The organism is Oceanihabitans sp. IOP_32, assembly GCF_009498295.1.
Classification (GTDB): Bacteria; Bacteroidota; Bacteroidia; order Flavobacteriales; family Flavobacteriaceae; genus Wocania; species Wocania indica.
Genome location: NZ_CP040813.1, coordinates 56,398 through 75,773 on the forward strand (window position 1 = coordinate 56,398; position 19,376 = coordinate 75,773).

The 19,376-nt window shown below is 36.3% G+C and carries 18 protein-coding genes and 1 riboswitch; of the genes, 10 read left to right on the top strand and 8 right to left on the bottom strand.

Annotation, left to right across the window (positions count from 1 at the left end; translation table 11 throughout):
• Window positions 1–2 precede the first annotated feature (2 nt).
• On the top strand, window positions 3–2,354 hold the full coding sequence (locus tag FEZ18_RS00270) for a DUF2309 domain-containing protein (protein WP_228122794.1): 2,352 nt from the start codon (window positions 3–5) through the stop codon (window positions 2,352–2,354).
• Between the two features lie 202 nt (window positions 2,355–2,556).
• The gene (locus FEZ18_RS00275; protein ID WP_153266455.1) at window positions 2,557–3,030 is read left to right on the top strand and encodes a hypothetical protein; all 474 of its coding nucleotides are present in this window, start codon (window positions 2,557–2,559) and stop codon (window positions 3,028–3,030) included.
• A gap of 453 nt (window positions 3,031–3,483) precedes the next feature.
• On the opposite strand, the gene FEZ18_RS00280 is transcribed toward FEZ18_RS00275, so the two are convergent.
• Window positions 3,484–3,621 (bottom strand): hypothetical protein, encoded by a 138-nt coding sequence (locus FEZ18_RS00280; RefSeq protein WP_153266456.1) that lies wholly within the window; start codon window positions 3,619–3,621, stop codon window positions 3,484–3,486.
• 249 nt (window positions 3,622–3,870) lie between these two features.
• Here FEZ18_RS00280 and FEZ18_RS00285 point away from each other — a divergent pair, with 249 nt between their 5' ends.
• The 4 genes from FEZ18_RS00285 to FEZ18_RS00300 are packed head-to-tail and all read left to right on the top strand — an operon-like array spanning window position 3,871 to window position 8,030.
• Window positions 3,871–5,061 carry a hypothetical protein gene (locus FEZ18_RS00285; protein ID WP_317164447.1) on the top strand — a complete coding sequence of 397 codons (1,191 nt, stop codon included), beginning with the start codon at window positions 3,871–3,873 and terminating at the stop codon, window positions 5,059–5,061.
• Window positions 5,024–6,304: a glycine betaine/L-proline ABC transporter ATP-binding protein gene (locus FEZ18_RS00290; RefSeq protein WP_228122796.1), complete on the top strand. Its 1,281-nt coding sequence runs from the start codon at window positions 5,024–5,026 to the stop codon at window positions 6,302–6,304. Before FEZ18_RS00285 ends, FEZ18_RS00290 begins: the two co-directional genes overlap by 38 nt.
• Window positions 6,305–6,306: 2 nt before the next feature.
• Entirely contained in the window at window positions 6,307–7,140 is an 834-nt protein-coding gene (locus FEZ18_RS00295) for an ABC transporter permease (RefSeq protein ID WP_153266457.1), read from the top strand.
• Between the two features lie 29 nt (window positions 7,141–7,169).
• Entirely contained in the window at window positions 7,170–8,030 is an 861-nt protein-coding gene (locus FEZ18_RS00300) for a glycine betaine ABC transporter substrate-binding protein (protein ID WP_153266458.1), read from the top strand.
• A 178-nt stretch (window positions 8,031–8,208) separates the two neighbouring features.
• On the opposite strand, the gene FEZ18_RS00305 is transcribed toward FEZ18_RS00300, so the two are convergent.
• From FEZ18_RS00305 to FEZ18_RS00320, 5 genes are all read right to left on the bottom strand, one after another.
• Window positions 8,209–9,810: a fibronectin type III domain-containing protein gene (locus FEZ18_RS00305; RefSeq protein ID WP_153266459.1), complete on the bottom strand. Its 1,602-nt coding sequence runs from the start codon at window positions 9,808–9,810 to the stop codon at window positions 8,209–8,211.
• A gap of 175 nt (window positions 9,811–9,985) precedes the next feature.
• On the bottom strand, window positions 9,986–10,120 hold the full coding sequence (locus FEZ18_RS14805; RefSeq protein ID WP_255473331.1) for a hypothetical protein: 135 nt from the start codon (window positions 10,118–10,120) through the stop codon (window positions 9,986–9,988).
• 41 nt (window positions 10,121–10,161) lie between these two features.
• Entirely contained in the window at window positions 10,162–10,326 is a 165-nt protein-coding gene (locus FEZ18_RS14965; RefSeq protein WP_410505156.1) for a type I restriction enzyme endonuclease domain-containing protein, read from the bottom strand.
• A gap of 95 nt (window positions 10,327–10,421) precedes the next feature.
• Window positions 10,422–12,119, bottom strand: coding sequence for a DUF2207 domain-containing protein (locus tag FEZ18_RS00315; RefSeq protein ID WP_194269492.1), 1,698 nt, complete (start codon window positions 12,117–12,119; stop codon window positions 10,422–10,424).
• Between the two features lie 36 nt (window positions 12,120–12,155).
• On the bottom strand, window positions 12,156–12,710 hold the full coding sequence (locus FEZ18_RS00320) for a LemA family protein (RefSeq protein ID WP_153266461.1): 555 nt from the start codon (window positions 12,708–12,710) through the stop codon (window positions 12,156–12,158).
• Window positions 12,711–12,957: 247 nt separating this feature from the next.
• On the opposite strand from FEZ18_RS00320, the gene FEZ18_RS00325 reads away from it, so the two are divergent.
• Complete coding sequence (locus FEZ18_RS00325; protein WP_153266462.1) at window positions 12,958–14,709, top strand: M14 family metallopeptidase; 1,752 nt, start codon at window positions 12,958–12,960, stop codon at window positions 14,707–14,709.
• A 357-nt stretch (window positions 14,710–15,066) separates the two neighbouring features.
• Here FEZ18_RS00325 and FEZ18_RS00330 read toward each other — a convergent pair whose 3' ends face one another.
• Window positions 15,067–15,330 carry a hypothetical protein gene (locus FEZ18_RS00330; RefSeq protein ID WP_153266463.1) on the bottom strand — a complete coding sequence of 88 codons (264 nt, stop codon included), beginning with the start codon at window positions 15,328–15,330 and terminating at the stop codon, window positions 15,067–15,069.
• Window positions 15,331–15,369: 39 nt separating this feature from the next.
• Window positions 15,370–15,852 (bottom strand): hypothetical protein, encoded by a 483-nt coding sequence (locus FEZ18_RS00335; protein ID WP_153266464.1) that lies wholly within the window; start codon window positions 15,850–15,852, stop codon window positions 15,370–15,372.
• Between the two features lie 55 nt (window positions 15,853–15,907).
• A riboswitch (SAM-I-IV-variant riboswitch) is annotated at window positions 15,908–16,000 on the bottom strand.
• Window positions 16,001–16,166: 166 nt separating this feature from the next.
• On the opposite strand from FEZ18_RS00335, the gene FEZ18_RS00340 reads away from it, so the two are divergent.
• The 3 genes from FEZ18_RS00340 (at window position 16,167) to FEZ18_RS00350 (ending at window position 19,372) form a co-directional block, all read left to right on the top strand.
• Window positions 16,167–16,634, top strand: a complete 468-nt coding sequence (locus FEZ18_RS00340; RefSeq protein ID WP_153266465.1) for a Dps family protein — start codon at window positions 16,167–16,169, stop codon at window positions 16,632–16,634.
• Between the two features lie 682 nt (window positions 16,635–17,316).
• A complete protein-coding gene (locus FEZ18_RS00345; protein WP_153266466.1) occupies window positions 17,317–17,868 on the top strand; it encodes an NADPH-dependent FMN reductase in 552 nt (183 codons plus the stop codon).
• 361 nt (window positions 17,869–18,229) lie between these two features.
• Window positions 18,230–19,372, top strand: a complete 1,143-nt coding sequence (locus tag FEZ18_RS00350) for a saccharopine dehydrogenase family protein (RefSeq protein WP_153266467.1) — start codon at window positions 18,230–18,232, stop codon at window positions 19,370–19,372.
• Window positions 19,373–19,376: the final 4 nt, after the last annotated feature.

Consider the following 19,376-nt stretch of genomic DNA (forward strand, 5'->3'; position numbering starts at 1 on the left):
TTATGGAAAACTTCCAAAACAAAATCCAAAAAGCTTCTCAGGTCATTGGTACATCTTGGCCCCTATACTCCTTTGTAACCTCAAACCCATTAGCTGGATTCGAAAATAATCACTTTAAAGAAGCAATACAAAGTGTTAAAGAAACAAGAGGTGCTCGTGTTTTTCCCAAAGCTCAGGTGTATCGAAAAGCTTATCAAGAGGGAAGAATAAATGAAAAAGAATTAATTGACCTGCTTTCGGCAAACAACTTATTTGAAACTCCAGAACAATATCTTCAAAAGCTAGAATCTGTTCAAGAAATAAAAACCCAAAATTACGATTCAAAATTGGATCGGGTTATGGTAAAATGGTTGATGGCATTTATAGACGAAGGACTTGCAGAATGGGAAATGCCATTTAAGGAAGATGGGTTTTATAGTTCTTGGAGAATATTGGCAATTTATGATGAAGACATCAAGGTTAAATCATTATCGAAACTACCAAAAACAGCTACCGAAGTTTTTTCAAAAATCTTAATAAAATACTCAGATAAAGAGCAACTGGCCATAATGGAGCATCATATAAATGCTTTACCAGGTTGGGCAGGTTATATTAAACACAGGGAAGAAACTAATTCGCCTTGGCAACAAAAATATAGCATCACACTAGCCGATTACCTGGCTGTACGTTTATGGCTTGCCAATCATTTTAAAGTGTCACTTCTCCCTGATACAAATGACAAGCAGGCTCCTGATCCAAACGCAAAAATCCAATACCTATTTTTAAAAGCTTGGGAAAAGAGTTGGCAAAACAAGTTGATTTCCGAATTAAAAAATCAATCAAACAACATTTCTAATACTCCAAAAATACCTGATGCTCAAATGGTATTTTGTATCGACACTCGCTCAGAATTAATCCGAAGAAATGTTGAATCTAAAGGTAATTATGAAACTTTTGGTTATGCTGGTTTTTTTGGAATTGCAATGGATTATAAAAATTTGGAAAACGGATTATCCCGAAAGTCGTGTCCTCCTATTGTCCCTTCTGCCTATCAAGTTTCAGAAATAGCTCAAGAAAACAAAGAAAAACAGATTGTCCAATTTCAAAAGAAGAATGAAAGAAAAAAGTTTACCAATTATTTTCTAAAGCGGATGAAAAATATGCTTCCATCTGCATTTGGTTATGTGGAAGGTTCGGGCGTGTTTTACGCCGTTTCGTTGTTATCAAGAACGCTCTTTCCAGCACCCCTTTACAATCCAAAGCGAAATAATGAATTATCTCACGAGAATATTACTAAACCCAAAATATGCCATACTCATAAAGACGAAATCGATACGATTGACATTACATTAGAGGAAAAAACAACCATTGTAAAATCGGCTTTTGACCTTATGGGTTGGAATCAGTTCGCTCCCTTAGTCGTTTTTGTTGGACATGGAAGCCACTCGGCTAACAACCCATTTGCTTCAAGTTTAGATTGTGGCGCTTGTGCTGCTAGTCCGGGAAGACACAACGCTCGGATGCTTGCGAGGTTAGCCAATCAGCTTGAGGTTAGAAAAGCGTTAAAAGAAAAACACAAGATTACTATTCCCGAGACAACCCTTTTTCTTGGAGCAGAACACAATACCACAACAGACGAGATTGTTTTGTTTGATTCAGAATTACCAAGTTCACATAATGCCCAAATATCAAACTTGAAAAAAGATTTACAGCGAGCTCAAGAAACAGCAACACAAGAGCGTCTTGGAATTTCTAAAAATGGTATTTTGGCAGTTCATAAAAAAACAAACACTTGGTCAGAAACCAGACCAGAATGGGGTTTAGCAAAAAATGCTGGTTTTATTGTTGCCCCACGCTCACTCACTAAAGATATGAACCTGAATGGACATTGCTTTCTGCATTCCTACAATTGGGAATTGGATAAAAATGGGAAAGCTTTAGAGGGTATAATGCAGGGTCCAATGGTCGTTACCCAATGGATTAACAACCATTATTATTTTTCTACAGTTGATAATGAAACATTTGGAGGAGGATCTAAAATAAGCCACAATATTACTGGAAAGTTTGGTGTCGTTCAAGGTAATGGTGGTGATTTAAAAATTGGGCTTCCTTTACAATCTGTAAATGAAACAGACGAAAAGTTTTATCACCAACCATTACGGTTATCAGTTTTAATCCAAGCTCCAAAAGAAAACATTCAGGAAATTCTTCTTAAAAATGACAACCTCAAAACCTTATTGGACAACGAATGGATTTACCTTTTGGTAATGGATCCTACTTCAGAAAATAACGTAAGTCGATATCAAAAAGGAATGAAATGGGTAGAAACAAACAAAATGCAACATTTTTCAGAAAATGTTTTAGTAAAAAATTAATCGAAAACAAATTTTTATTAAATGATGAATGAAAAACATGGTGGCTATGATTTGTTTAAAGGGCGTCCTTTAATGGTGGCCTCCATGCACAAAACAACCTTAATCCTCTCTTTTTATTCTTCTGTTTATATACCTAAATTATAACTTTATTATAAAAAGCTAACTTAAAACACACAAAACCGTTAGTTTTAATTAACCAAAAATGCAGAAAAAATACTATAATATAATAACTCTAATTCTTCTTTCATTATTTATAAACTCTTGTGGAGTAAAAAAAATAATTTCAGAAAAGAATTATACTTATATACCAAAACACAATATTAATATTGAGAATCTAGGGAATGGAAAAATTTTATTTTTTAACGGAGAATATTATTGTCCACTTATTGAATGTGGAATAAAAACAAAAATGAATGTGCATTTTAATAATATCTCTTTTGGACAAATTAATTATGGTGAATATTTTATTGTTGAAATGGATTATGGAGAATATGATGTTCAACTGAAACATAGAGATGTATTCAATATGAAAAGTAAACATAAAATAATTATTAACGCTAATACGAAAGTTATAAAACTTAAACCAACAGCATTTTCTAATAGCATAAAAATCGTGAATGAATTACCGAAAGAATTTAAGTTTTTTAACCAAGTGACATCTGAAACAATAAACTAAAGTTAATCGAGTAAACGGGTAACGACCTAACAATCGCCACTACGCCTCTCACACCACCGTGCGTAAGGGTGTCGTACTCGACGGTTCGCAAACCATCTTTCCAATTGCTCTTTACACCAATCGGAACTATTTCGTACTTCATGAAATGGCTACAGATAGTTCTGTTCCTTGTCTAATTTCCGAAAGGATAGCGTTCTGTCCTTACTTTGGTGGTGAGACCTCCGCTTTGTATTAAAATCGGACCAAGCATAATTATTCGGGACTAGGCATAAAATTTTTTAGTATATACAATGCCTCTTTTTTCCACCAAACAAAACGTTGTCAATTAGCTATTATTAATTTATCGTTTTTTGTTTGCTAAACACCCATGTAGAACTCCATTCAAATTATCTGATAAGAATTGAAATAAAATACTGCTTACAAAACCTCAACAAAAAAAATGCAACATTACGCTTAACCAAGCCATGGCCAAAGCACCAATTCTATAAGTTTTAAACGAAATACGACTTCAGGTAAACTTACATTAAAACAGCAAAAATAAGGCTTAGCAAAATAAGATTTAGCTAAACAAGCCTCTGGTTTCTTTTTCATTCCCCTTATTTTTCGTAATATTGCACACTTAATGAAAAATAATAGACTACACATAAAACAAAATTTAAGAGTTTACACATTTGCTTTTGGTGTTTTCAGAAACCAATCGAGTAAATTTATCCCTCCTACCTGTTAGCTATTTTCATTTTATTACATCATTATCATTTTTTGACGTTATTGTTTTCCCTTATCGTTTTTGGTAGAGGTTAAACACGTTGCTACATATTAATTTTTAATTCCATAAACTTTATGATTTTATCAAACACCTCTATTGTTAAACTATTAACAATGGGCATGTTTCTAACATTTTCTGTAACTGTAAAAGCACAACAAAACAAAGAAGAAGAAAAACCGCAAGTAAAAATAGGAGGCGCATTACGCTATAACTACAATTTGTCTTCATGGAAAGACGGACAAAAAAAACGTGGCGGCGATTTTGGTTTTGATCTTTTTCGTATTAATGCCAATGCCAAATACAAAAAATTAAAACTTAATGCTGAATATCGCTTGTACTCACAAGGTTTTGGCGGCGGAATGCTTAAACAAGGTTGGGTTGGATATGACTTTAACGAGAAAGATAACTTACAAATAGGTTTAACTCAAGTGCCTTTCGGGAATACCACCTATAATTCACACAACTGGTTTTTTAACATCGATTTTTATACTGGTATGGAAGACGACCACGATATGGGTGTGAAATTTACTCATAAAAGTGAGAAATGGGATTATGCCATTGCTTTTTTTAAAAATGCCGAAGAATTAAATTTTGGAAGTAATTCTGATATTGACGATTCCAGATACTCCTATGATGTTGCGTCTATTGATATTGATGGCGACGGAAATTTAGATTTAAGAAACAAAGAAGTCAATCAATTAAATGCACAGCTTAACTATAAATTTGGAGAAGACGTAAAACACAATTTAGGCGTGTCGTTACAGTATGGAGGACTGTACAATTTAGATACAGAAAATATGGGAAATCACTATGCTGCTGCCGTTCATTACACCTTAAAATCAGGAAATTTTGATGCAAAAGCTCAGGTCTCTACCTATGAATACAACCCAGAAAACCCTGTAGGACAAACTAAGGACGTTGTAGGAATGACGGCCTTTGGCGCTCCCTACCTTATAGCCTCGAAAGCAAACAATTATACCGTTGGTGCCGCCTACAGTATTCCCGTAAATTGGGCACCAATTTCTAACATTCAAATTTATAATGATTTTGGATATACCGACAAAGACAATAAAAACTTTGAAGACTCCATGATGAATGTTACCGGAATGCTTATAACAGCAGGAAACATCTATACCTATATAGATTATGCCATGGGAAAAAACCACCCTTGGTTAGGTGATGTTTGGACAAATGCTCTGGGATCAGGAACACCTAACGCCGATTGGCATGCCAGATTTAATATTAATATCGGATATTATTTTTAGAATGAAAAAACAAGACACAAAAATACAAATAAAAGACCTTACGCTTATTTTCGGAAAACGAAAAAAGGAGGCTTTACAACTATTAAATGAGGGCTTTTCTAAGACTGAAATATTAGAAAAAACAGGTTGTATTGTCGGTGTAAATAAAGCCAATTTTGAAATAAAAGCAGGAGAGTTTTTTGTTATCATGGGACTTTCCGGTAGTGGAAAATCCACGCTATTGCGATGTTTAAATCGCTTAATTGAGCCTACTAGTGGTGATGTGATTATTAATAACGACAATATTACCAAGAAAAACAACAAAGAGTTGTTAGAAGTTCGCAGAACCGAAATGAGTATGGTTTTTCAAAAATTTGGTTTACTGCCACACCGTACCGTATTAGAAAATGCTGCCTTTGGTTTAGAAATAAAAGGAGAAGACAAGATAAATCGCCTAAAAAAAGCTACAGAAGCTCTAGAAACCGTGGGATTAAAGGGTTTTGAAAGTCAGCTGCCCTCACAACTTTCTGGAGGCATGCAACAGCGCGTAGGCTTGGCAAGAGCATTAACAAACGATCCTGAAATATTATTAATGGACGAGGCGTTTTCTGCACTCGACCCACTAATAAAGTCCGATATGCAAGACGAATTACTCGATTTGCAAGAGAAATTAAAAAAAACCATCGTTTTTATTACCCACGATTTAGATGAAGCCATAAAACTTGGCGACCGAATTGCGATAATGAAAGATGGTAAAATAGAGCAAATTGGTACTGCGGAAGATATCTTGACCGAACCAGCAAGCGAATACGTAGAAGCTTTTGTTGAAAAAGTCGATAGAAAAAATATCATTACAGCTGGTACACTCATGTTTGAAAAACCAATAGTTTGCCAATTTAAAAAAGATGGTATTAAAGGCGCTTTGCGAAAAATGCGAAATGCGGTAACAGAAGTGCTTCCAGTGATAGATGAACATCACGTTTTTTTGGGTTTTATTTGGTTAAAAGATGTTTTAAAAGCCGAGAAAGAGGGCTCTAAAACCATAGATAGTATTTTAAGAACAGAAGTGCCCAGCGTATATCCTGAGTACACCGTAGAAGAGATGATGCCACTTATTATAGGTACAAAATCACCTATCGCTGTAGTTAATGAAATGAACGGAAAATTAAAGGGAATTGTTACACAAATTTCACTAATGATAGAGGCTACTCAGTTTGATAAACAGGAAATAAAAGACCTAAAAGAACAGGCAATAAAACAATAATTATGGATAAAATTATAGACATAGGAAAATATATCGAACGCTTTGTAAATTGGCTTACAGATAATGCGAAACCATTTTTTGATCTCATCAAAGACGGCGGAAACGGCTTTATCGAGGGCGTAGAATTTTTACTCTTATTTACCCCTTTTTATGTGATTATTGCACTATTTGCAATCTTAGCCTATTTTAAAACCGGAAAAGGCATGACTATTTTTACCGTGCTAGGCCTTACGCTAATTTACTTACTTGGGTTTTGGCAAGAAACCATGGAAACTTTAGCATTAATTTTTGTATCTACCATTACGGCTTTAGTATTGGCTATTCCTTTAGGGATTTGGGCAGCAAAGAATAAATGGGCAGAAAAAATTATTCGTCCTGTTTTAGATTTAATGCAAACCATGCCTGCGTTTGTATATCTTATCCCGGCTGTGCTATTTTTTAGTATCGGAAAGTTACCAGGCGCATTCGCCACCATTATTTTTGCCATGCCTCCAGCAGTGCGATTAACAACATTTGGTATCCAGCAAGTACCACAAGATATTGTTGAAGCTGGGCGTGCCTTTGGCGCAACTAATCGGCAATTATTATTCAAGGTAGAACTACCCTTAGCTTTAAAAACCATTCTTACAGGTGTTAACCAAACCATCATGATGGCCCTTTCTATGGTCGTAATTGCCGGAATGATTGCCGCAGGAGGTTTAGGTGAAAAAGTATTAGAAGGCATTAACAATTTAGACATCGGATTAGGGTTTGAAAGCGGATTGGCAGTTGTAATTATTGCCATCATTTTAGACCGCATCACCCAAGCCTTTGGCAAACAAACACAAAATAAATAATAGTAATCAATTTAAAAATCAATTTAATTATGAAATTAAAATTTATAGCCATCCTAGTTATCATGACAACACTATTTGCAACAGGATGTAAATCTGACCAAAAAACAAACAACAAAGAAAACAAAACACTTGAAATCGCCTATGTCGACGGCTGGGCAGAAGGTGTCGCAATGACGCACGTGGCCACCGAAATAATGAAGGAAAAGGGTTATGATGTTGAATTAAAAAAAGCAGCCGTAGATTTAGTATTCGCCTCGCTAGCCAATGGAGATTTAGATGTATTTATGGATGCCTGGTTACCAGCCACACATAAAGAAAAAGTAGCTAAGTTTGGCGATAAAATAGAAAGTTTAGGGGTAAACTTCGACAATGCAAAAATTGGATTAGTTGTACCTAAATACGTAACGATTAACTCCATAGAAGAACTCAATGCTCATGCTGAAAAATTTGATGGCCAAATTGTAGGTATTGAAAAAGGAGCTGGCATTACGAAAAAAACTGACATAGCTGTGGAAGACTACAACTTAGACCTAAATCACCTCAATTCTTCAAGTATTGCCATGCTTTCCGAATTACAAAAAGCTATTCAGGAAAACCGTTGGATTGTAGTTACTGGCTGGGCACCACATTGGAAATTCGGTCGCTTCGAGCTTAAATTTTTAGAAGATCCAAAAAATATTTATGGCGGTGCAGAACGCATTGAAACTTATGCGCGTAAAGGCTTTAAAACCGACGACGCCTTTGCTAATAAATTCTTTGCTAACTTCCACTTAAACGAATCTCAAATGGCCGACTTATTAGTAAAAATGGAGGAAAAAGGCGATAAATCAGCACTCGCAAAACAATGGATAGCAGCAAATCAAGAATTGGTAAATTCTTGGTTAAAATAAATTATCTGTAAAACAACAGATTTTTACTTAATCTCCAATTTCCATTAGCAAAAGCTTATTTTATTTCATTATAAAATAAGCTTTTGTTGTTTATAGCGCTTCGCGTATTGGCTGCTTACTGCAATTCGTAAGGCTTCTGTATTTTGCAAACCGTTTATTTCACATCCCTACATGCTTACTACTCCTTTGTTTCATCTCGCAGTGGATGCGGATAAGTGTACTTTTGATAACCTGGTTTAGAAACCCCTACATAATAATCACGGTTCTCTTGTATGTAGTACGCCGGGTTAGCGCTATTCGGGTTGTCGGGACATTGGTTATAACTTGAGTTTTCGATGTTCGGAAATTCGTTTCCCGTTCCCCTATTATTCCAAATATATACAGGCTCTAGTGTATTGTTTATGCCCCGCCCTACTTGATGAAAGGCTGGATAAGTATCGGCACAGCCATCTGGGCCCGCATCTCGATCAGATTGCTGTATTTGCATTACCAATTCCGATTTATCGCCCCAGCCTTGCGACAGTATATCTGGTATGTCATTATCTGTAATCACCCCGGTTCCTCCTCTAAAATCATACCACCTCACAATATTTAAAGGGTACAGTCCCTCTACAGGGTTTCCATCAATATCGTTAAGGGTCCAAGTTCCGGAGGGCGTAAAAATAAATTGGTTGTTGTAAATCTCCACATGCCGCATGCCAATCCAAGAGGTGTCGGCACCGTGGCTCGCCATTATAGCATTGTTTAATACATTGTGGCGAAAAACTATTCGCGAACCATCATCGGAGTCATACGACGAGCAATTAATAAAAAGGTTATCCTCAATATAAATATTCTGTAAACCATCAACATCATCCATTCCCATCGATGAAGGCGTAGACCAAGAAAGGGCTCCGCTACTATTATCCTTTACTTGAATGCCGCTTATAGGCACCTGTGCATTATTAGTGCTTAGAGATTGAAAAACATTCTTATAAATTAATCCACCACCATATCGAAGATACCTAATAACCTCAAAGAAACTGCCGTCTGCTGTAAACTTATTATCATGAATTATTGGTGGTCTATCTGTTACGGGGCCCTCAATAGTGATGTAAGATCCCTTCCCTCCTCCAGGCCAAAACTCTATTTGGCTTAGCACGGTACTATAATCGGCTCCCGTTGTAACACTTATCATCGAAATGTTCCAAGCATCAATGCCTGCACCCATAATAAGTTGTACCCCACCTTTCGATTCGCCTTTTAGCCTAATTTGCTTAGAAATAGTAAGTGGTTTATTCCAAGTGCACCTTCCATTCGGGATGATGACAATATCACCGTCCGAGGCATTGTTTATAGCAAGCTCTACATCGGCTTGCGAGCAAGACCTTGCCCGTATCGCAGGAGGTTCTTGAATAAAGTTTATAATCACCATATCACTCCACGTGCTTTTATTGCCAGCGGCATCTACAGCTCTCACGCGATACGAATACGCCTTACCCAGTGCAATATTGGTATCTGTAAAAGAGGATTCTGCGACATGGCCTATACTTGCAAAATTAGAGCAAGAAGTGCCCTCGCACCTTTCTACTTCGTAGTGATCGACGCCTGTATTATCGTTAGCGGCTGTCCAAGAGAGGGTGATACCAGATAACGGAGCGGGGCCGGGAACAAGATTGGTTGGTCTTGTCGGGTTTTCGGTATCGAGAGTGGGTATGGGTTCATTATTATCGCTACAACTTATTGCAGTAAAAATTACCATAGCTATAGTAATTCGTAGAAGGGGTTTTATTTTTCTCATCACACAACGTGTTTTTTAAACATATATGACACTTATTTAATATTTAAGGCTCAAGCGCTTTGCAATTCGTGTTTAGGTGCATTTTTAACATCTAAGCCATTGCAAATAAAGGAAAAGCCAGCATTATTACATCTCTGAAATACAGAGGTATAGCTAGCAAATTACGAAAATAATTTTAAGATGAAAAATGGGCATCTTTTAATTGAGACAACTCATCAAATATAAGTTCTGCAATAGGCAAAAACTTCTGACTTTCTTCATGGAGTATTTCCCAAAGATCTAACCAACGTTTTGTTACCTCAATTTTCATCAATACTTTTTGTTTTTATTAATTCGCGGTAAAAAACTCTGCTAAGTTTTCACTTTGCGCCAGTACTTTATAAAGTCGTTTTGTGATAAAACACTATAACAGGCATATTCTTCAGGGCTTAGTCCTAATTCTATGCTTTTGTGGTCTTCCAGTCTCATATCTTTTGCCATCGCAGATAATTCTGCTAGTACTTGTGCCGAATCTATTTGATAGTTATGTTACCGTTTAACAACCGATTCTAACCAAACAATACACTGTAAACTTAAGAAGCCCTGAGTAAAAAAAATATAGAAAGCGACAACTACCAGCCACCACCGCCTCCGCCGCCTCCGCCGCCACCAGAGAATCCACCACCGCCCGAACCGCTTCCACTGCTTGATGGTGGTGTAGCAGATTTGCTTAAGGAATTGGAGAGTGATGCATTTAAGCTATGGTTAAAGGTGGAAAAGTTGCGAACCTGACCAGCATACCAAACCGGTTGATAATTTTGGTCGATAACAGATTTGTTAATGAGACTTTGAAATTTTTCTCCCCAAACATCTTCGGCGCCCAACACGAGAGCATAAGGTAATAGTTTCTCAAAAATTTCTGGTGTTAAATCTGGTGGATTAAAGTGGGCAATCTGTTTTTCTTCGGCCGCACTCAAGTACATATTAAATCCGTCAATCATGGATTTTACCTTTAGTTTTTCAACAGCAGGTTTTCTAATTAAATATTGGTAAATCAAAAAAAACAAAGTATTTGCAACTAAAAACACAAAGAATATCAATCCGTCACGATCCCCTTGAAAGTAACTCCATGCGAAAAACACAAATAGGAAAATGTACGCGATTATGGTTACAATGGGGATGATCCAAAATTTAAAATTAAAGCCTTGATATATTAAACTATCGTGCTGTTTTTTTAATGAAGCTTTATACGCATTCACGGCGCTTTTAACTTTAGAATTGTATTTTCCATCTAAGGTTAAAATATTTGTGTCTGAAAATAATTTTGAAAAGAGCACGTGTTCTTCGTCGTTAAGCAATCCTGAATCGTCCTTTATTTTGTGGATGACAAACTTTTTGCTTTTAAACAAGCCGAAAATATAATCTTGCTTAACTTCTTCAATTTTAAGATAGCCTTTTACGGCCAAATTTATAATGGTACCGGTAATTAAATCCCCGTGATAGCGCATTTTGTCTAACATCCCTACAGAGGCAGGCGTCATGTTATTAGGGACTTCAAACTGCGGAAATACGGTTGGTTTTGGTGGATCGATACCAAACTTCAACCAAGTGAATCCGTAATAAAACAAGAGCGCTAAGCTTATAAATCCGCTTAAAATGAGTGCTCCAAACTTTTGAAAAAATGTTGGTGGCGGCGGTGGCGGTGGTTGGTTTACAATCCCTTTATTAAAACCTAAAGCCACCGTTAAGTTTTCTCCTGCCCTAAGATTTTCTGCGCTAAACCGAATACTATTTTCCGAGAGTATTGTTGAAGCACAGTTGCTGGCAGTACTGCCATACCTTCCAGTATAGCAAGCATTTTGAAAAATTTTCCCGCCCTCTGGTAGTGTGATTTGACATGACACTTGGTCGAAAGACAAAGACCAATCGAAACCATTAACATTCCAATAAATTTCGTCGTAAGCTTCATAGAAACGAATTGGTCCTCTCATACTATAGGTAATAATATAGTGGTGTTCGCCTTCATTTAAAAACACCTCTTTTTCTCCTACAAAAATGGTAATCGTGCCATTGCCTTGTTGGGTGTGGTATTTTGAGTTTCTACCGTCTCTTTCAACCCCTAAAACTTTAAAATCTAGGTTTACTTTGTTGCCTAAACTGTCTGTACTTACTGTGGGAATCGTGCGTGTAATGCCTCTTTTAAAGATGGTTCCGTTGGCATATATTTTTAGGTGTTCTTTAACCCTAATGGAACTTGAAGTGTCCACTTCAATATCAGAATGGAATGACAGTATCTTTTCACTTTGAGAGAGCAAAGGAAAAGATTGCATAACGAGCCATACAAGAAAAAAGAACTGCTTCAACACTTAAAATTTTACCTGTGGGTTTTCTCTTTCGGCTTCAACATCAATTTCAAAATATGCTGCTTTTTTAAAGTTGGTTATTCCAGCAATAAGGTTTGATGGAAACGAATCTATTAAAATATTATAATCGCGGGTGGTGCCATTATAATAACGTCTTGATTTTTCAATATCAGATTCTATATCAGACAATTCGTTTTGCAAGCTTAAAAAATTCTCGTTTGCTTTTAGTTCAGGATATTGCTCAGCTACAGCATATAAGTTTATCAAAGCCCGGTTTAACTGATTTTCTGCGCCTTGTTGGCCTTCAACAGTTGTCGCGTTTTGTGCTTGATTTCTTGCTTTTGTGACATTCTCGAAGGTTTCCTTCTCGTGGCTCGCATAGCCTTTTACGGTTTCGACTAAGTTTGGAATTAAATTATAACGCTTTTTTAATTGCACGTCTATGCCACTCCAAGCTTCTGCTACCAGCGTGCTTAATTTTACCAATCTGTTGTACACTCCAACACCGTAAAATGCCACCAAAACTACAAGAAAAATTAATCCGTATAATACTACCATAGTAATTAATAATTTAAGTACTAAAGATATATAAAAATTAATGAAAAATGCAGCCATCAAACGTATAAAAGACATATTTAAGACCTAGAATAAGAAAATTATGGACGATACCAAATACAGAAATAACAATAAGGATAAGTCTAAACCATAAATATCTTATTTTTGACTCGCCCGGAATAAAGACTATATCATGTTAATGATTAGGTCTGTTACCCAGTACCCGATTAATCACCAATTACTATTTTACATGAAAAAATTATTTATCCTGTTTATCCTCATTTGTTCTTGTGCTGATCAAAATTCAAATACCGAAAAGAAAAAAATCGATAGAGATTTCACCACAGTTTTTGAAAAGAGCGAAGGTTTAGAAACCGCGACCTATAATCAAACCATTCAATACTATCGCGATTTGGCAGCGGCTTTTCCTGAAATTTCAATGCGAGCTATTGGCGAAACAGATTCTGGACTACCGTTGCATATTGTAACTTTAAACAGCCATAAAACGGGTGATAATTTTGAAAACCTAAGACCAAATAACAGAATCCTACTTATAAACAATGGTATTCATCCCGGCGAACCTGATGGTATTGATGCCACGATGATGTTGTACAGGGATATCGCTCAAGGAAAAATTGAAGCGCCAAAAAACACGATTTTAGTTACCATTCCTGTTTATAATATTGGAGGGAGTTTAAACCGAAATTCTACATCACGCACCAACCAAAATGGGCCAAAAGAATATGGTTTTAGAGGTAATGCCAGAAATTACGATTTAAATCGAGATTTCATAAAAGCCGACACCAAAAATGCGAGAACGTTTGCTCAAATTTTTCATTTGGTGCAACCCGATGTTTTTATAGATAACCACGTTAGTAATGGTGCAGATTATCAATACACCTTAACCCATTTATTTACGCAACACAATAAATTAGGAGGTGGTCTAGGCACCTATTTGCATACAGAAATGATGCCTGCCTTAGAACAAAAGCTTAAAACCAAATCATGGGATATTACACCTTATGTTAATGTTTTTAATAGAACGCCAGATGCTGGATTCACCCAGTTTTTAGACACAGCACAGTATTCTACAGGTTATACCGCTTTGTTTAATACCTTGGGGATGATGGTAGAAACTCATATGCTAAAACCCTACAAACAACGTGTTGAAGGCACCTATGAATTGATGAAAAGCATGATTGAAATAACAGACGAACATGGCGATAAAATCTCGCGATTAAGACAAGAACAATTTAATTTGTGGTCTGCTGGAAAAAACTATCCCTTAGCTTGGTCTGTTGACAGTGCAAACGCCGCTACCCTAAACTTTAAAGGCTACGAAGGCAAAATGATACCAAGCACACTCACTGGAGACCAACGTTTAAAATATGACAAATCTCAGCCCTTTACGAAACAAATTAAATATCAAAATCAATATAAACCCAGTACAGAAGTAAGCATTCCAAAAGCCTATGTGATTCCACAAAGCTGGCATAAGGTAATCGATTTATTAAAGCTTAATAATGTTGAATTGTCTTTATTTGAAAAAGACACGACCTTACTGGTTGAATCGTACAAAATAGATGCTTACGAAACTTTAGCATTTCCTTACGAAGGGCACTATAAGCACTACAATACCAAAGTAAAATCTACCAAAACAGAGCGCCGGTTTAGAAAAGGAGATTATTTGATAAAAACCCACCAAAAGGCGATCCGTTATCTATTAGAAACTCTAGAGCCAACTGCGCCAAACTCCTTCTTTAACTGGAATTTTTTCGACAGTATTTTACAACAAAAAGAAGGCTTTTCGCCTTATGTCTGGGAGGACAAGGCCGAACAGCTTTTAAAGGAAAACCCCAATCTTGAAGTAGAATACAATATAAAAATTAGCTACGACGAAACATTTGCTAACAACTGGTATGCGCAACTGTCTTGGCTACACAAGCAGAGTAAATATTATGAAACAGCTCATTTACAATATCCCGTTTATCGATTGAATTGAAAAGTTTTGGATGAGGAGAATGGGTTTACACCCTACTTTAAACATAAAACCACTAGTGTCCGATTAAAAATATTATAATGCTGTCCATCCTTTTAAAATTAAGAACTTTGCACGTTTTTTAAAATGTCACCTTGCTTATTTGAAATAATTATTAAGATTTAAAGGAACTATTTTGTTAATTTAAAGTACTTCTGTTTATCAGTAAGTTAGAATCAAGTCTTGGTTCTTATGTCTATTAGCGAAGCGGTCTTATGTCTTTTGTCGGACATTAATGACATAAAATATAAAAACAGCAAATAAAGAAGCGCTTTATCGGAGTAACTGGTATCGTGGCATGTTTGCTTAGCTTTATATATTTTAATACCTGTTTATCCACCATTTAAAAGTGTCTTCGGTCTGAATAGATCCAGATTTTAGTTTTTTCATCATCGTAGAAATATTGTTTTGGTCCTTGATGCTTTCCTTTGTGTAAATAGGTCCTGATTCCATCGTGTTTGCCTTTTTAGAATCTGGTTTTTGGTATGCCTTATAACGAATGTCGTCCAGCCATTGTTCTAAGTCTTTTAAACCACCTTTGCGCCCACAATAACCACAACCCCATTCGTCGTGTTTAGAACTCACCCTAATATGATGGATTGTACCCGCAGGGCATCGCGCTTTTCAAGCAAAAGGGTTATCACCAGTAAGTCTTGGGTGTAACTGCCGCTCTTCTAAAAAGTTTATTAAAAGTGTTATGTTTTGCTTGGCTTGTTCAGAAATTGCTGTTTTTTCATTTAGAATAGCATCGGTTAAATCTTCAAATTCTTTTTTAGTTAATACTGGAGTATTTTGAAATTTCGGAAAACCAATATAAGGAAGATTGGTTTCTATACGGTTTCTAGGAATAAAAAAGATATTCTCTTTAAGCGCGTCATATTTTAATTTGTATTGAGCAATAATTTTTAAGTCATCCTCAAACATGGTATAAGCGAGCAGAATGTAACCATCGTCGGTAATTCTATAATAATATTTTATTTCGGCATCAAAGATAGTTTCAATAGTTTCTATAAGATAATGGAATTCATTGCGAATTGCTTGGGTGGGCCCGAAATCTAAATCGGAATTCATTTTAACACCTTCTTGAGTTGAGTAAACAGTTTTCATAATACATAATTTTTAAAGGTTATGCATCAGGAAAAAAAACGTGTTAAACAGTTTGGGAATCATTTATTTTTGACTAAACTGTCCGTATTCTAAACCACCGTGGCTTTTGTGCTCGGTTGGTACGCTAATAACGTTCCTAATACAATTACAAAAGCTAAGCTATTCTGCAACTTAAAAACAATTTAATTTTATTCGAAAACAAGTGCTAATACAACATCACCAAAATGCCAACCCCTAAAACTGATTAAAATCATTTACTATGCCCTAAAAATCTGCTATGTTTGTTCTGTAACATAAAAACAATACATATTAATATGGAAAATTTAGTAGGACTAGACCGTAAAAAGGCGGAAAAATTAGTAGTAGATTTAAATGGTTTATTGGCAGACTACGAAATCTTTTATCAAAACTTAAGAGGATTACATTGGAATATTACAGGAAAGGAATTTTTTGAACTTCACGAAAAATTTGAAGAGTTATACAAAGATGCTTTTGAAAAAATTGACGAAATCGCAGAACGCGTTTTAACGCTAGAGGGCGAACCCTTGCATACCTACACCGATTATCTTAAGGCGACCGATATTGCCGAAGAGAAAAGTGTAACCGATGGCATACAAGGTGTTGAGGTGGTTGTAAAAAACTTCCGTACGCTTATTAAAAAAGAAAGAAATATCTTGGCTCTGGCCGCCGATGCTAATGATGAAGGTACGGTAAGCTTAATGAGTGATTATATTTCTGAAACAGAAAAAACACTTTGGATGCTTAATTCCTATTTGAGATAAAATATTTTGAGCTCTCGCGTTTTGTTAATCCCTTAACAACCGGGCTCATATTCATGTCTCTCTTATTTCAGGAAGTAGATACACACTACTTCCTGAAATTTTTTGTGACAATCCCACCAGAAAACCTATGGCTTACTTCTTCCAAAAAATAAGATTTGGGTTAAATAAGCCCAACATACCCCAATAACCATAAATCCAGTTCTAAAAACGAATGCCATGGCAAGCTACACAAATGTCAAATTATCAGATTCTTAGAAGAATTAAGAGGGTTTATATTATCAGTCAAACCGTATAACTATTTTTAAATACCATAGAAATATCTTATATTTAGTAACATAATTTTTGTGAATCTGTTTTGTGCCGTAAACCTAAAAAATCTGCGATTATCTGCGACCCGAGCGACAGCGAATTGGCGAAGTAAATCTGTGGAAAATAAATAGCAGCTCAATAGTGAATTGCCCCACTGATTTTGCTGAATAAAAATAAATATTTGTTTTTCGCTATGATATAAAAAACATCAATATATCCTAAGAATTTATGGGGTTATGACACTTTACGGACAAGCACTAATAATTGAAATCATTTTGAAATTACAGATCATCCATAACTAAAACTTGATATCCAAGAAAATGTTTATATGGATGTCGCATCTTACTATTAACAAAACAATAAATATATACATATGAAAACGTACAAAATAGCAGTTATTGTAGGCAGCCTTAGAAAGGAATCTTTCAACCTAAAAACAGCCAAAGCGTTAATGCAGCTGGCGCCAGAATCGTTAGATTTAGAACTGGTAAGCATCGCAGGCCTGCCCATGTTTAATGAAGACCTAGAAGGCAATCCACCAAAGGAGTGGGAAGTACTGCGTGAAAAAATAAGGAATGTTGATGGTTTGCTCTTTCTAACGCCAGAATACAACCGCTCGGTGCCTGGAGTTTTAAAAAATGCCATTGATGTTGGCTCACGCCCCTATGGTAAAAATTCATGGGACGGTAAACCAGCTGCTGTAGTAAGTGTTTCTATTGGAAACATTAGTGGTTTTGGTGCCAATCATCATTTAAGGCAGTCGTTAACTTTTGTTAATGTACCGACCATGGCGCAACCAGAAGCTTATATTGGCGGTGCCGCTGCATTGTTTGATGATAAAGGCGAACTAAACAACGACTCTACCAAAGATTTCCTGAAAAATTTTATGTTAGCCTTCGAAAAATGGGTGCATACCAATGCATAAGTTCACCCTAAAGGTGTTTTTTAAGCAGAGACAAGTGGCAAATTCATTTTAAATCGCATTTTTAGTGTTAGTTGGTTTAAAAAATTGTGGCGAGGTGCTTGACGTGGTGGCTTTTTAAGAAGGCAGCACATGCTACTTGCATTCTCAAAATAACATAAACGCAAGACCTCGCTTTTACAAGGTTTCAATAAGTCTTATTTTGATGACTGTCTAACGTATTTGTAAGCTAGTGAGCGTTTACTCTAAACTAAATAAATACAAAAAATCACCATACTCTTATGCTTTTATAAACACGTTTTTTTGGTTTTATAAAACCGAAAAATATTCTTAAATTGAAACCTACTTACAAGACCAAAACACCATGAAAAAACATTATAATATTATTATCGCTGGGGCTGGCGGTATTGCAGAAGCTGCTGGATTACTTTTGGCAGAATGGAGCAGCGTAACCCCTACTATTTTTATTGGCGATCGCGACGTTTCAAAAGCTGAAAAAGTGGCACAATGGATTATGGAAGGCACAACAAAACCTTGTAAAGTCACCGCTTTTAACTTAAACTTAACCGAGCCTTCTGATGGCTTAAAACACATTTTAAAAGAAGGTGATGCCCTGCTAGACTGTTTACCGGGTAGTTTAGCCCCTAAAACAGCTGGGCTGGCAAACCAATACCATTTATACTATGCCAACCTTACCGAATATGTTGAGGAAACCAATAGCATTATAAACATGGCTAAAGACGCCAAAACGGGTTTTGTGCTTCAAACGGGATTAGCACCTGGTTATATTAATGTTTTAGGAAATTATCTGTACCAAGAGTTTTGTAACACCCATGGTGTCACCCAGGTAGACAGCCTAGAATTAAAAGTAGGTGCACTTACCAACCATGCCGTTGCCCCGCACTTTTATGGGTTTACTTGGAGTCCTATTGGTGTGGCTACCGAGTATGTAAAAGATTGCGTGGTAATTCGTGATTATAAAAAAACCACACGCCCTGCCCTTTCTGAGCGTGGTGAGATTTTAATTGATGGCCTAGCTTATGAAGACGATTTAACCTCTGGTGGTGCAGCCAATCTCCCCGATGCCTTAAGTGGCCAGGTAAAGCAATTAGACTATAAAACCTTACGCCACCCAGGACATTATGCGTGGGTAGAACAACAACTAGAACATTTAAAAGACAGTAAAGACCCTGCTTCTGGTCTACAAAAAATCATGCAAGACCAAATCCCGCATATTGAGGACGACCACATTGTGATTTACGCTGCTGTGCAAGGAAAAGACGCCCAAGGGATTTTACGCCGACAAGAAATCTCGAAAAAAATAAAACCACAGCTCGTGGGCAAACATACCTTGAGAGCCATTCAAACTACAACAGCAACTCCATTAATACAAGCCATACAATGGTTGCTAGAAACAAAACCAAAAGGAATTACATTACAAAGTAATATAGATGCTAAAGCGTTTTTAAACGGCAGATTTGTAAAAGCTGTTTACGGAAAAATTTGAAGCA

Bases quoted from the DNA above. Each gene is read 5' to 3' on its own strand.
- FEZ18_RS00340 (WP_153266465.1), top strand. From the start codon at position 16,167: ATGGAAAATTTAGTAGGACTAGACCGTAAAAAGGCGGAAAAATTAGTA.
- FEZ18_RS00325 (WP_153266462.1), top strand. From the start codon at position 12,958: ATGAAAAAATTATTTATCCTGTTTATCCTCATTTGTTCTTGTGCTGAT.
- FEZ18_RS00295 (WP_153266457.1), top strand. From the start codon at position 6,307: ATGGATAAAATTATAGACATAGGAAAATATATCGAACGCTTTGTAAAT.
- FEZ18_RS00290 (WP_228122796.1), top strand. From the start codon at position 5,024: ATGCCAGATTTAATATTAATATCGGATATTATTTTTAGAATGAAAAAA.
- FEZ18_RS00280 (WP_153266456.1), bottom strand. From the start codon at position 3,621: ATGAAAAAGAAACCAGAGGCTTGTTTAGCTAAATCTTATTTTGCTAAG.
- FEZ18_RS00275 (WP_153266455.1), top strand. From the start codon at position 2,557: ATGCAGAAAAAATACTATAATATAATAACTCTAATTCTTCTTTCATTA.
- FEZ18_RS00345 (WP_153266466.1), top strand. From the start codon at position 17,317: ATGAAAACGTACAAAATAGCAGTTATTGTAGGCAGCCTTAGAAAGGAA.
- FEZ18_RS00270 (WP_228122794.1), top strand. From the start codon at position 3: ATGGAAAACTTCCAAAACAAAATCCAAAAAGCTTCTCAGGTCATTGGT.
- FEZ18_RS14805 (WP_255473331.1), bottom strand. From the start codon at position 10,120: ATGAAAATTGAGGTAACAAAACGTTGGTTAGATCTTTGGGAAATACTC.
- FEZ18_RS00305 (WP_153266459.1), bottom strand. From the start codon at position 9,810: ATGAGAAAAATAAAACCCCTTCTACGAATTACTATAGCTATGGTAATT.
- FEZ18_RS00300 (WP_153266458.1), top strand. From the start codon at position 7,170: ATGAAATTAAAATTTATAGCCATCCTAGTTATCATGACAACACTATTT.
- FEZ18_RS00335 (WP_153266464.1), bottom strand. From the start codon at position 15,852: ATGAAAACTGTTTACTCAACTCAAGAAGGTGTTAAAATGAATTCCGAT.
- FEZ18_RS00285 (WP_317164447.1), top strand. From the start codon at position 3,871: ATGATTTTATCAAACACCTCTATTGTTAAACTATTAACAATGGGCATG.
- FEZ18_RS00315 (WP_194269492.1), bottom strand. From the start codon at position 12,119: ATGCAATCTTTTCCTTTGCTCTCTCAAAGTGAAAAGATACTGTCATTC.
- FEZ18_RS00350 (WP_153266467.1), top strand. From the start codon at position 18,230: ATGAAAAAACATTATAATATTATTATCGCTGGGGCTGGCGGTATTGCA.
- FEZ18_RS00320 (WP_153266461.1), bottom strand. From the start codon at position 12,710: ATGGTAGTATTATACGGATTAATTTTTCTTGTAGTTTTGGTGGCATTT.